The organism is Bradyrhizobium sp. McL0616 (assembly GCF_049993385.1).
Taxonomy (GTDB): Bacteria; Pseudomonadota; Alphaproteobacteria; order Rhizobiales; family Xanthobacteraceae; genus Bradyrhizobium.
The window spans coordinates 5,499,075-5,511,744 of sequence record NZ_CP188255.1; the positions used below are offsets into that span (position 1 = coordinate 5,499,075).

The 12,670-nt window shown below is 64.4% G+C and carries 11 protein-coding genes; 1 reads left to right on the forward strand and 10 read right to left on the reverse strand.

What is annotated here, in order from left to right; genetic code table 11:
- Positions 1 to 16 precede the first annotated feature (16 nt).
- The 10 genes from ACPPVR_RS26955 to ACPPVR_RS27000 all read right to left on the reverse strand — a co-directional run bounded on the left by ACPPVR_RS26955 (position 17) and on the right by ACPPVR_RS27000 (position 11,863).
- Positions 17 to 343: a rhodanese-like domain-containing protein gene (locus ACPPVR_RS26955; protein ID WP_426609593.1), complete on the reverse strand. Its 327-nt coding sequence runs from the start codon at positions 341 to 343 to the stop codon at positions 17 to 19.
- A gap of 159 nt (positions 344 to 502) precedes the next feature.
- Positions 503 to 2,431 carry a potassium transporter Kup gene (locus ACPPVR_RS26960; protein ID WP_426609594.1) on the reverse strand — a complete coding sequence of 643 codons (1,929 nt, stop codon included), beginning with the start codon at positions 2,429 to 2,431 and terminating at the stop codon, positions 503 to 505.
- 140 nt (positions 2,432 to 2,571) lie between these two features.
- The gene (locus tag ACPPVR_RS26965) at positions 2,572 to 4,470 is read right to left on the reverse strand and encodes a potassium transporter Kup (protein WP_426609595.1); all 1,899 of its coding nucleotides are present in this window, start codon (positions 4,468 to 4,470) and stop codon (positions 2,572 to 2,574) included.
- 173 nt (positions 4,471 to 4,643) lie between these two features.
- Positions 4,644 to 5,471 (reverse strand): flagellar motor protein MotB, encoded by an 828-nt coding sequence (locus ACPPVR_RS26970; RefSeq protein WP_426609596.1) that lies wholly within the window; start codon positions 5,469 to 5,471, stop codon positions 4,644 to 4,646.
- Between the two features lie 23 nt (positions 5,472 to 5,494).
- Complete coding sequence (locus ACPPVR_RS26975) at positions 5,495 to 6,268, reverse strand: motility protein A (protein ID WP_426609597.1); 774 nt, start codon at positions 6,266 to 6,268, stop codon at positions 5,495 to 5,497.
- Between the two features lie 212 nt (positions 6,269 to 6,480).
- Positions 6,481 to 7,305 (reverse strand): SDR family NAD(P)-dependent oxidoreductase, encoded by an 825-nt coding sequence (locus tag ACPPVR_RS26980; protein ID WP_426609598.1) that lies wholly within the window; start codon positions 7,303 to 7,305, stop codon positions 6,481 to 6,483.
- A gap of 13 nt (positions 7,306 to 7,318) precedes the next feature.
- The gene (locus tag ACPPVR_RS26985; RefSeq protein WP_426609599.1) at positions 7,319 to 8,038 is read right to left on the reverse strand and encodes an RraA family protein; all 720 of its coding nucleotides are present in this window, start codon (positions 8,036 to 8,038) and stop codon (positions 7,319 to 7,321) included.
- Between the two features lie 123 nt (positions 8,039 to 8,161).
- Positions 8,162 to 9,037 carry a CDP-alcohol phosphatidyltransferase family protein gene (locus ACPPVR_RS26990; RefSeq protein WP_426609600.1) on the reverse strand — a complete coding sequence of 292 codons (876 nt, stop codon included), beginning with the start codon at positions 9,035 to 9,037 and terminating at the stop codon, positions 8,162 to 8,164.
- A gap of 87 nt (positions 9,038 to 9,124) precedes the next feature.
- Positions 9,125 to 9,823 carry a phosphatidylserine decarboxylase gene (locus ACPPVR_RS26995; RefSeq protein ID WP_426609601.1) on the reverse strand — a complete coding sequence of 233 codons (699 nt, stop codon included), beginning with the start codon at positions 9,821 to 9,823 and terminating at the stop codon, positions 9,125 to 9,127.
- 84 nt (positions 9,824 to 9,907) lie between these two features.
- Positions 9,908 to 11,863 carry an ABCB family ABC transporter ATP-binding protein/permease gene (locus tag ACPPVR_RS27000; RefSeq protein ID WP_426609602.1) on the reverse strand — a complete coding sequence of 652 codons (1,956 nt, stop codon included), beginning with the start codon at positions 11,861 to 11,863 and terminating at the stop codon, positions 9,908 to 9,910.
- Between the two features lie 200 nt (positions 11,864 to 12,063).
- On the opposite strand from ACPPVR_RS27000, the gene ACPPVR_RS27005 reads away from it, so the two are divergent.
- Positions 12,064 to 12,669 carry a TIGR00730 family Rossman fold protein gene (locus ACPPVR_RS27005; protein ID WP_426609603.1) on the forward strand — a complete coding sequence of 202 codons (606 nt, stop codon included), beginning with the start codon at positions 12,064 to 12,066 and terminating at the stop codon, positions 12,667 to 12,669.
- Position 12,670: the final 1 nt, after the last annotated feature.

Genomic DNA, 12,670 nt, shown 5'->3' on the forward strand with positions numbered 1-12,670 from the left:
TAGACATTGGGCCCGATCAGCCACCGACCTTGCTGGGAAGTCCCGCCGCCTTCCAGCCGAGCATGCCGCCTGCCAGATGCTTGTCGTAAGGCAAGCCCGCCGCCTGCGCCGCGAGCGAGGCCGTCACCGAACGCTTGCCCGAGCGGCAGGCGAACACGACCTCTTTGCCGGCGGGATCCGGGATCGCCTTCGGGTCGAAGGTCGAGAGCGGCACGACCACACCGTAAGGATAGGCCTCGGCCTCGACCTCGTTCGGCTCGCGGACATCGACAAGAAGATAGCGCCCTTCCGAGACACCCTTGGAGACCTCGTCCGGGGTCAGATCCTGTACCTGGTTCGCCACATCATCCTCCAACGTCGCAGCCCTCGGCCGGGGCGATCCCAGCCGGCGGGCAACCTCGCCTCTCGGCCGACGAAAATCAAGCGCTACAAAGGCTTGAGGTACGCGGCGCAAGTTAAAGCTAAATCGCAGGGACTTGAAGTGCGACCTTCAGATGAAGGATCAGATCGTCACCTGCGTGCCGACCTCGACCACGCGGCCAGAGGGGATCTGGAAATAGTCGGTGGCATCGTTCGCGGAACGGCTGAGCGAGATAAACAGCCGATCCTGCCAGCGCGGCATGCCGGAATGGGCGGCGGGCTTCAGCGCCCTGCGCGACAGGAAGAACGAGGTCGACATGATGTCGAATTGCCAGCCGAGCTTGCGGGCGATCGCCAGCGCCTTCGGCACATTAGGCGATTCCATGAAGCCGAACTTCAGCGTCACCTTGGAGAAGGTCGGGCTGATCTGATCCAGCTTCACGCGCTCGGCCGGATCGATGCGCGGGGTCTGCGCGGTCTCGATGGTGAGAATGACATTCTTCTCGTGAAGCACTTTGTAGTGTTTCAGACTATGCATCAGCGCAGTCGGCGCGCTTAAGGGATCGCTGGTCAGGAACACTGCGGTGCCGGGCACCCGCTGCGGCGGCCGCTTCTCCAACATCGCGACGAGATCGGCGAGCGGGAATTCGAGCTTGCGCGACTTCTCGAACAGCAGCCGGCTGCCGCGCCGCCATGTGTACATCAGAAGGATCATGAAAGAGCCGAGCGCGAGCGGCACCCAGCCACCCTCGAACACCTTGAGCAGGTTGGCGGCCAGGAAGGTCAGGTCGAGAAACAGGAACGGCGCGATCAGGGCGGCGGCGGCGAGCGGCGACCATTTCCAGGCCTTCCAGATCACGATGAAGCCCATCATGCCGGTGACCACCATGGTCCCGGTGACGGAGATACCATAGGCCGAGGCCAGCGCGCTGGAGGAGCGGAACAGCAGCACCATCATGATCACGGCGACCAGCAGCAGCTGGTTGATGCGCGGGATGAAGATCTGGCCGGAATGGGCTTCAGAGGTATGGCGAATTTCAAAGCGCGGCAGCAGCCCGAGCTGGATCGCCTGCCGTGTCAGCGAATAGGCGCCGGTGATGACGGCCTGGCTGGCAATGACGGTGGCGGCGGTGGCAAGGACGACCATGCCGCCGCGTACCCAGCCTTGCGGAAACAGCTGGAAGAACGGGCTCTCGATCGCGGCGGGATCGCCGAGGACCAGAGCGCCCTGCCCGAGATAGTTCAGCGCCAGCGACGGCAGCACGATGAACAGCCAGGCGGTCTGGATCGGCCGCTTGCCGAAATGGCCGAGGTCGGCATAGAGCGCCTCGGCGCCAGTGACCGCGAGGAACACGGCGCCCAGCGTCACGAAGCCGATGATGCCGTGATGGAGCATGAAGGACACGGCGTAGAACGGGTTCAGCGCGAACAGCACCTGCGGCTGCGCGATGATCGGATGGATCGCCGCCACCGCGATCACAGCGAACCAGACCACCATGACCGGTCCGAAGAACGCCGCGACGCGGGCGGTGCCGCGCGATTGCACGGCGAACAGGAAGACCAGGATCAGCACGGTCAAGGGAACGATGTAGGGCTCGAACCGCAGCGTGATGTCCTTCATGCCTTCGAGGGCCGACAGCACCGAGACCGCCGGCGTAATCACCGCATCGCCGTAGAACAGGGCGCCAGAGATGATGCCGAGCAGGACGATGGTCGACCCGCCGGTGCCGACCGCGCGCTGGGCCAGCGCCATCAAGGCGAGCGTGCCGCCCTCGCCATTGTTGTCGGCGCGCAAGAGGATCACGACGTATTTGAGCGTCACCACGACGATCAGGGCCCACAGGATCAGGGACACCACACCGAGGACGGCGGCCGGCGTCGGCGCGCCTTCCGCGCCGGATGCCGCCATCACCGCCTCGCGGAACGCGTAGAGCGGGCTGGTGCCGATATCGCCATAGACGACGCCGATGCTGCCAAGCGTCAGCGCGCCGAAACCGGCGGTGGTGTGGGCGTCGCCATGCCCATTGGCCGCCACCGTTTCCGGGACGGGAACTGCTACGTCACTTGTCATGGGAGAGCCTAGTGGCCTCTAAAAATGCTTCACTGCACAACGGCGGAGGAGCGCGCGGCTTATAGTCCTGCGCTGGTGGCATAGCCTAGCCCGATTCTGGGCCCTCGGCATGCAGATTTGCATGGGTCCGCCAATCGCGTTCAAATAGTGACTTGAGTCCCCACTTCAACCACCCGTCCCGTCGGAATCTGGAAATAGTCGGTGGCATCGTTGGCGGACCGGCTGAGCGCGATGAACAGATGGTCCTGCCAGAGCGGCATGCCCGACTGCGCCGAGGCCTTCAGCGACCGCCGCGACACGAAGAACGACGTCGACATGATGTCGAACTGCCAGCCCTGCTTGCGGGCGATCGCCAGCGCCTTGGGGACGTTCGGCTGCTCCATGAAGCCGAAGCGCAGGCGGACCTTTGAGAACTTGTCGCTGATCTTCTCGATGCGGAAGCGCTCCGACAGGTCGACCCGCGGCGTGTGTGCGGTCTCGATGGTCAGGACCACGTTGTGCTCATGCAGCACCTTGTTGTGCTTGAGATTGTGCAACAGCGCGGTCGGCACGAAAGCGGGATCGCTGGTCAGGAACACCGCCGTGCCCTTCACGATGTGCGGCGGCCGCTTCTCCAGACTGCGGATCAGATCGTCCAGCGGCACCTCGATGCGGCGCGTCTTCTGAATCAGGATGGCCGAGCCGCGCCGCCACGTCCAGATCGTCGCCGCCATGGCCGCGCCGAACAGCAGCGGCACCCAGGCGCCTTCGAGCAGCTTGAGCAGGTTCGCGCTGAAGAAGGTCATGTCGACCATGACGAAGGGCATGATCACGGCCGCCGCCGTCGCGGCGCGCCAGTTCCACAATTTCCAGATCACGACAAAGCCCATGATGCCGTCGGCGACCATGGTGGTGGAGACCGCGATGCCGTAGGCCGAAGCCAGATTGCTGGGCGAGTGAAACAACAGCACCAGCAGCATCACGCCAATCAGGAGCAGTCGGTTCACGCGCGGCAGATAGATCTGGCCGGCGTGGGTTTCGGAGGTGTAGCGCACCTCAAAGCGCGGCAGCAGGCCAAGCTGCACCGCCTGATGGACCAGCGAATAGGCACCGGTGATCACCGCCTGGCTCGCGATCACGGTCGCTGCCGTCGCAAGCCCGACCAGCGGCAGCACCATATGCTCGGGCACCATGCGATAGAAGGAGTGCTCGATCGCGCTGGGATCGGACAGCACCAGCGCGCCTTGCCCGAAATAGTTGATCAGGAGCGAAGGCAACACGAAGAACATCCAGGCCGACTGGATCGGCTTACGTCCGAAATGACCGAGATCGGCATAGAGCGCCTCGCCGCCGGTCACGGCGAGGAATACGGCGCCGAGCGTTACCAGGCCAATCGTGCCGTGCGACAGCAGGAATCGCAGTGCGTAATAGGGATTGATCGCGGCCAGCACCGACGGATCATCGGCTATATGAACGACACCCAGCACCGCCAGGACTGTGAACCAGACCACCATCACCGGCCCGAAGGCGGAGGCCACAAGCGCCGTTCCCTTGCTCTGGACCGCGAACAGCAGCGCCAGGATGAAGACCGTGAGCGGCACGACATAGTGCTCGAACGCAGGCGTCGCGAGCTTGAGGCCGTCGACTGCCGACAGCACCGAGATCGCCGGCGTGATCATGGAATCGCCGATGAACATGGAGGCGCCGACCACGCCGAGCGCCAGCAGGAACCAGCTTCGTCGCCCGAGCGCGCGCTGGCCGAGCGCCATCAGCGAGAGCGTGCCGCCCTCCCCGTTATTGTCGGCACGCAGCAGCAGCAGGACGTATTTGGCGGTGACGACGATCAGGAGCGCCCACAGGATCAGCGAGAGCACGCCGAGCACCATGAGCCGCGTGACCAGCTCGCCATGCGCCGCGCCCCTGACCGCTTCGTGGAATGCGTACAGCGGCGAGGTACCGATGTCGCCGAAAACGACGCCGATGCTCCCCAGCGTCAGGGACCAAAAACCGGAGGTGACCGGCCCTTCCCGGGTCTCGGTCGATGTGATGCTCGCCGTCATGAGGGTGGGAAACGCTTCGTCCCTGGAATTGATCCGGCGCCTTTTGACGCTTCCGGTGCGCCTGTCAATCGGCCCCTCACCATAGCAGGTGCTACGGCAGATGCTGTGACAGCGCGGCCACGTTCGTCGCCTTCGCGACGATAGGCCTCAGGTAAAATGGTAACGCAAGGGACTTATGGCTTCAAGTTCGGCGGCAGCGGCGGATCTTCACGCATCAGGGTGATGGTCACGCGGCGGTTGGCGGCGAGCGAAGGATCGTCCGGGAACAGCGGCTGGGTGTCGGCCTTGCCGGAGACGGCGAAGACGTGCGCCGACGGCAGACCCTCGCGCTCGAGGATCTGGCGCACGGCGTTGGCGCGGTCGGCCGACAGGTCGAAGGCGCCGTAGTCGCTGCGGGTCGGCACGAAGCCCGCCGCGGTGTGGCCGGCGATGGAGACGCGCAAGGGGGTCGCCTTGAGCGGGATCGCAAGCTTCTCAATCAGCCGTCGGGTGCGGTCGTAGGGCACCTTGGAGCCGTCGGCAAACATCGAGCGACCGTCCTGGTCAACGATCTCGAGGTTGAGACCCTGTTTGGTCTCCTCGAACATGATGTGCTTGGACATCTCGGTTAGCTCTGGCATGTCCTGTAGCGCTTGCCGCAACGAGGCGGCGGCGAGCGCAAAATTGCGGTCGACCTTGATCTTGGCGCCGGACGTCTTGTCGCGATCCTCCTGGTCCGGCGTCGGCGTGTTGGGGGACTCCTCGGGCTGGATGTGATCGACGTTCTTCAGCCGAGCGCGGGTCGGCAGGCCGTCGGATTCGATGATGCCGGCGTAGCGCGCTTCGCTCTGGACACCGAAGGCCTCGCGCATGGAGCCTGCGACGATCTTCAGCTTGTTGGCGTCCTGGGTGGAGAACGCGACCAGCATCACGAAAAACGCCAGCAGCAAGGCCATCAGATCGGCAAACGTCACGAACCAGCCATGGCCGCCGTGTGCTTCTTCTTTTTTCTTCTTTGCCATCGGTTAGATCCCGGCGTCCGGCGTTACGCCGGAACCGGCTCGCCTTCGGCGTGGCGGTGCTTCTCGGGCAGATAGGCCAGGAGCATTTCGCGCACCAAAGTCGGGCTCTTGGAGTCGCGGATCATCAGGATGCCGTCGATGATCAGCGTGCGGTTGGTTTCCTCGTCGAGCAGCTTGCCATGCAGCTTGTCGGCGATCGGCAGGCAGAGCAGGTTCGCGACCAGCGCACCGTAGAGAGTTGCCAGCAGGGCGGTCGCCATGAACGGGCCGAGCTTAGAGGGATCCGACATGTTCGAAAACATCTGCACCATGCCGATCAGGGTTCCGATCATGCCGAACGCAGGCGCGCAGTCACCGACGGCGCGGTAGATCTTGCTGCCTTCGTTCAGATGCATCAGGAAATTGTCGCGGTCGCGTTCCAGATTGTCCCGAATGAAATCGAGGTCGTAGCCGTCGGCGACGTAGCGGATGCCCTTGGCGAGGAACGGCTCGTCGGTCTCGACCTTTTCCAGGCCGACCGGGCCCTGCTTGCGGGCGATCTCGGCGATGCGGGCCAGTTCGTCGACCAGGTCGTGCGCCGACAGCCGGCTCATCGTGAAGGCGAATTTCATTCCGAGCGGCAGGCCATGCATCAGCACTGAGAGCGGAAAGCGGATCATGGTCGCTGCGGCCGAGCCGCCGAAGATGATGATCGCCGCATGCTCGCTGATGAACATGTGCAGATCGCCGCCCAGAAACACCATCGTCGCGATGACGATCATGCCCACCACGAGGCCAGCGCCCGTCATGATATCCATGGGAGACTCCAACGCGAACGCACAACGGCCGTCCTGGCCGATGGCGCGGCCCAACCCCGAACCGCATCGGAAACCCTAGTGAGCCGCGATTAAAGACGCGTAAAGGTTAAGTTGAGCCTGTGCGGCGCGCCGCCGCTGGCGCGCAGCATCGACGCCCGACTTGCCGTCCGGCGACAGGATTCTCAACACTTCGCTAACCATAATCGTGCTGGCTAGGACGAAAGGCCGGTCAGCTCCAGGCTGAGCAAGCGCAGGCGTTTGCGCGCGTCGGCATCATAGGTCTGCGGATTGGCGCGCGCCTCGTTCATGCCGTTGAAGAACAGGCCGCTTCGGCGCGCGACGTCGTCGCCTTCGACCAGATGCAGGATCGCAGCACCACCCTGCTCGACGGTCGACATCGGCGTGATGCCGCCGGCACGCACCATCGTCGTATTCATATAAGTCGCCGGATGCAGCGAGTTCACGGTGATGCCGGCGTCCTTCAGTTCTGCGGCAAGATCGACCGTGAACATGATCTGCGCGAGCTTGCTCTGGGCATAGGCACGCGAGCCGCTGTAGCCCTTCGTGATCATGACGTCGTCGAAATCGATCGGATGCTGCCCGAGGGAAGCGACATTGACGATGCGCGACGGCGCTGCGACCTTCAGCAACGGCAGCAGCAGATAAGCGAGCAGGAAGCCCGAGAGGTAGTTCACGGCAAAACGCAGCTCGTGACCGTCGCGGCTCTCCTGCCGTTGCGGCCCGTCGTTCTGCGAGCCGATGCCGGCATTGCTGACGAAGACGTCGAGGTGGCGATGATCTCGGATTACCGCCGTTGCGAGTTCGCGCGTGCCTGCCATCGACGACAGATCGGCTTGGTAAAAGGTCGGCGCGGCGTAGCCGGCCTTCACGATGTCGTCGATCAGCGTTTTGGCGCGCGCGGCGTCGCGACCGTGTATCAAAACATGCGCGCCTTCCGCGGCAAGGCGGCTTGCGACATAGCGCCCGACACCGTCGGTCGAGCCCGTAATCAGCACCGTCTTGCCGCGCATATCCATGGCTGCTCTCCGTTCAATGGATCTCCGCCGAGCGCCTCAGCGCGGCCTTCAGCTTCTCCAGCGAGAAGTCGGGGCTGCGGGCGATCTCGAGGATTGGCGTCTCGCGGCGGCCGCAGAGCTCGGCGGCCTCGGGCAGCTTTGCGGCGATGTCGAGCGGAATGATGATGGCGCCGTGCTGGTCGGCGTGGATCAGATCGTCCGATCTCACGGTCATGCCGGCGACGCGCACTTCGCCGCCAAAGCTCTCGGCATGCACCCACGCATGTGACGGCCCGATCGAGCCTGCGAGCGCCTGGAAGCCCCGGGCCCATTGCGGGATGTCACGGATCGAGCCGTCGGTGATGACGCCGAGGCAGCCGAGCGCCTTGTGCACGTTGCTCTGCACCTCTCCCCAGAACGCGCCGTAGCCGACGTCAGGACCGTCGATGTCCTGGATCACCGAAATACGCGGGCCATGGCCGGTGCCGACATATTCGTAATATTCGATGCGGCGCTTGGACTGCTCTTCGGCCGGAAGCGATGATTTCAGCACCGAGCGGATCGCGACGGTGCGGGCATAGCCGACGATCGGTGGCAGATCGGGGAACGGGCAGACAAGCTGCTTGGTGGTGTAGCCGATCAGCCGGCGCTCGGGCGCCACGATCTCCATGGCGTTGCAGATCGTCGGGGTGTCATAGCGGCCCAGCGCCTCGAGGACGGAAGCGGGCAGCAGCCCGGTCGCGGTATCAGTCACGGCGTTCTCTCCCAGATTGGCGGCCGCTGTTTGCGCGATGCCGCCGGCACAGGGCGATATAGCCGAGATCGGGCCTCAACCCAACTCAGGAAGCCCTCATGGCAGATATCCGCAGACCACCGCTCAGTGCAGCCGCCGATCGTCGTGCGGCGGCGGCTCCGAGAGGTTCGCCAGTGTCGGCGCCGAAGGCGGCGACGAGACCTCGCCCCCCGCAGGTGCAGTGGCTTCCATGGCGCGCGCCTGATCGCGATAGGATTTGTAGCCGAGCGGCAGGCAGAGCAGATACAGCACGGTACCGATCGAGAGCACGTGCCAGGGATAGGCGATTACCAGCGCGATGAAGAAGATCACCGCGACGAACGCCGGCAACACCAACTCCGGAGGCACCCGCATGCGCTTGGTCTTGCCGGAGAACACCGGCAGCCGGGATACCATCAGGAAAGCGATCAGCAGCGTATAGGCAGCCGTCACTGCCGCAGGCCAGCGCCCGAGATCGAGGAACGCGGCATAGATCGGCAGCAATACGGTGATCGCGCCGGCGGGCGCCGGTACGCCGGTGAAGAAATTGGCGGCGAAAGCCGGTTTGTTCGGATCGTCCATGGTCGCGTTGAAGCGCGCGAGCCTTAAGCCCCCGGAGATCGCAAACACCATCGCAGCGATCCAACCAGCATTGCCGAGCTCGTGCAGCTGCCAGAAATACAGCATCAGGCCGGGCGCGACGCCGAAATTGACGAAGTCAGCGAGGCTGTCGAGTTCGGCGCCGAACTTGGACTGGCCCTTGATCAGGCGCGCGACGCGGCCGTCGATGCCGTCGAGCGCGGCGGCGAACACGATGGCGTAGACGGCGAGCGACATTCGCCCCTCGATCGACAGCCGGATCGAGGTCAGGCCGGCGCAGATCGCCAGCAGCGTGATGACGTTGGGCACCAGCATCCGCACCGGGATCGGGCGGAACCGCCGGCGGCGAATGTCGGGATCTTTGAAGTCATAGGGCGTCATTGGCTCGTCCTCACCTTAAGGCGAGATATAGCAAGCCGCTTTCCCCTCCGCCATCGCGGTAGGAGGCCCCTGACATCAGCCCAATGGTTAATTGGCGCGGTAAGCGCGGGCCGGGTCGTCTCCGGTCAGGTCGGCCAGGATGGTCTCGCCGGCGATCGCGGTCTGGCCTTCCGAGACCAGCGCCTTGGTGCCGACCGGCAGATAGACGTCGAGCCGCGAGCCGAAGCGGATCAGGCCAAACCGCTCGCCGGCGCCGAGCGCCTGCCCTTCCTTGACGAAGCAGACGATGCGCTTGGCCACGAGGCCTGCGATCTGGATCACGCCGATGCGCCCCTGCGGCGTCGAGATGACCAGCGAATTGCGCTCATTGTCCTCGCTCGCCTTGTCGAGCTCGGCATTGATGAAGAGGCCGGGCCGGTAGGCGATGCGGTCGACCCTGCCCGCCACCGGGCTGCGGTTCACGTGGCAGTTGAACACGCTCATGAACACCGAGACGCGCGGCAGCGGCCGGTCGCCGAGGCCGAGCTCGGCCGGTGGCAGCGCCATGGTGATCATCGAGACCCGGCCGTCGGCCGGCGACACCACAAGCCCGTCGCGCACCGGCGTCACGCGCACGGGGTCGCGGAAGAACAGCGCGCACCACACTGTGAGAATGGTGCCGATCCACCCGAGCGGCGACCACAGCCAGAACAGGACGAGGCTTGCCAGCGCGAAACCACCGATGAAGGGATAGCCCTCCTTGTGGATCGGCGGGATCTGACGCTGGATCGAATCGAGAATGGACATCGCTATCTGCCGCAAAAGGGGTGATGGCGCGGGTCGTCTCGCGCGGTGGGGTTGTTTAGGCCAGAGTTGGCACCGGAGACAAGCTCACTCCGCGGCCGCCTGCGCCGTCAGGACGTCCTCGACCGGCGGCGGCTCCCGGTTGGGCGCTTCGTTGCCATCGGCCATCTGGGCCAGTTTTTCGCGTGCGGCCTCGGCCTCGCGCTGCCTGTTCCACATGCTGGCATAGAGCCCGCCCTGCACGAGGAGCTGAGCATGCGTGCCGCGCTCGGCGATGCGGCCCTGGTCCAGCACGATGATCTCGTCGGCGCCGACGATGGTCGAGAGCCGGTGCGCGATCACGAGCGAGGTGCGGTTCTTGGCCACGCGGTCGAGCGCGCCCTGGATTTCGTGCTCGGTGTGGGTGTCGAGCGCCGAGGTCGCCTCGTCCAGCACCAGGATCGGCGGCGCCTTCAACACGGTGCGCGCAATCGCGACGCGCTGCTTCTCGCCGCCCGAGAGTTTCAGTCCGCGCTCGCCGACCTGGGTCTCATAACCCTTCGGCGCCATGCGGATGAAATTGTCGATCTGCGCAAGCTGCGCAGCCTCCTCGACCTCGGCATCATCGGCGTCCCAGCGTCCATAGCGGATGTTGTAGCGGATGGTGTCGTTGAACAGCACCGTGTCCTGCGGCACCATGCCGATGGAGGCACGCAGCGAGGCCTGCGTCACCTCGCGGATGTCCTGGCCGTCGATCAGGATCTTGCCGCCGGAGATGTCGTAGAGGCGGAATAGGAGTCGCGAGATGGTCGATTTGCCGGCGCCGGACGGGCCGACGATCGCGACCGTCTTGCCGGCCGGCACTTCGAAGCTGATGCCCTTCAGGATCGGCCGGGCCGGCTCATAGGCAAAGCGCACGTCCTCGAAACGCACATTGCCCGCCGAGACGACCAACGGCTTCGCATCGGGTACGTCCTTGATCTCGGCCTCGCGGCCGATGACGTTGAACATCTTCTCGATGTCGATGATCGCCTGCTTGATCTCGCGATAGACCATGCCCATGAAGTTCAGGGGTTGATAAAGCTGGATCATCATGGCGTTAACCAACACGAAATCGCCGACCGTGTTGTGTCCGTTGCGCACGCCGATCGCACACATCAGCATGGTCGCGGTCAGGCCGAGCGTGAAGATCACGGCTTGTCCGGTGTTGAGCACGGCAAGCGAGGTGTAGGTGTGGACGCTCGCCTCCTCGTAGCGCGCGACCGATCGGTCATAGCGCTGCGCCTCGCGCGCCTCGGCGCTGAAATATTTGACCGTCTCGTAGTTGAGCAGCGAATCGATCGCCTTGGTGTTCGCCTCGGTGTCGGAATCGTTCATCTTGCGGCGGATGCCGATCCGCCACTCGGTCGCGATGTAGGTGTAGTACATGTAGACCGCGACGGTGATCAGGGTTGCGGCCACGTAGCGCCAGTCGAACTGCCAGAGCAGCACGGCCATCAGCAGCGAGACCTCGACGATGGTCGGGATCAGCTGGAGGATCACCATGCGCACGATGACCTCGATACCCTCGCGGCCGCGCTCGAGCACGCGCGTCAGGCCGCCGGTCTTGCGCTCGAGATGAAAGCGCAGCGAGAGCTCGTGCATGTGGATGAAGGTGATGGTGGCGAGCTTGCGCACCGCATGCATGGCGACGCGCGCAAAGATACCGTCGCGCCATTGCGTCAGCACCGCCATCACGATGCGCATCACGCCGTAGCTCGCCGTCAAGAGCAGCGGCGATGCGATCACCCAGAGATGCCAATTATCGGCCTGCACCGGCGCAGTGTTGGCCCCGGTCAGCGCGTCCGTCGCCCATTTGAAGCTGAACGGAACCGTCAGCGTGATCAGCTTGGCGGCGAGCAGCAGCACCATCGACCAGACCACGCGCATCTTCAGGTCGGAGCGGTCGCCAGGCCAGATATAAGGCCACAGATGCGCCAGCGTGCCCATCAGGGTGGCCCGCTCCAGCGGTCCGCCGGCAGGCTCGGGCACGTCGGGGACGTCTGGCGAATGAGGTGGGCTCATCAAGGAACCTGGAGGCCCGCCGAATGCGAGCGCGTTGCGATTAACTGTTTTCGCTCGTCATATAGAAGCTTCCGGCGGCCAACGCACCCCGCCAGATGGCGAATCTTCGATTGTTTGCCGCCATTTACCGGTAGATTTGCGGGTGGTCCGAATCACCGATTGGGCTTGACGCCCCTTCGCTGCAATGCATCATGGCACCAATGAGCACGATCAAAACCGTCTGTGTCTATTGCGGCTCCGGTCCCGGAACCAATCCCCACTTCACCGAAGGCGCCAAGGCGTTCGGCAAGGCGCTCGCCGAGAACAACATCCGCCTGGTCTATGGCGGCGGCTCGCTTGGCCTGATGGGCTCGGTCGCGACCTCCGTGCTCGATCACGGCGGCACCGTCACCGGCATCATTCCCGAATTCCTCCGTAAGCGCGAGAATGCGCTGACCCGCGTGCAGGAAATGATCGTCACCCCCGACATGCACGAGCGCAAGCGGCTGATGTTCGAGCGCTCCGACGCCTTCGTGGCGCTGCCGGGCGGCGTCGGCACGCTGGAGGAGCTGGTCGAGCAACTGACCTGGAAGCAGCTCGGCCGTCACGCCAAGCCGGTGCTGCTCGCCAATATCGACAATTTCTGGGAGCCGCTGTTCTCGCTGCTGTCGCATATGCGCCAGACCGAGTTCATCCGCGCCGGCCTTTCGGTCGATATCCTCAAGGCCGATCGCGTCGAAGATATTTTGCCGAAGCTGAAGTCAGCGGCGGCGCAGATCGCCGAGGCGGAAACGCAGCTCGCCCCGGAAGTCGCGCGCAAGCTCTAAA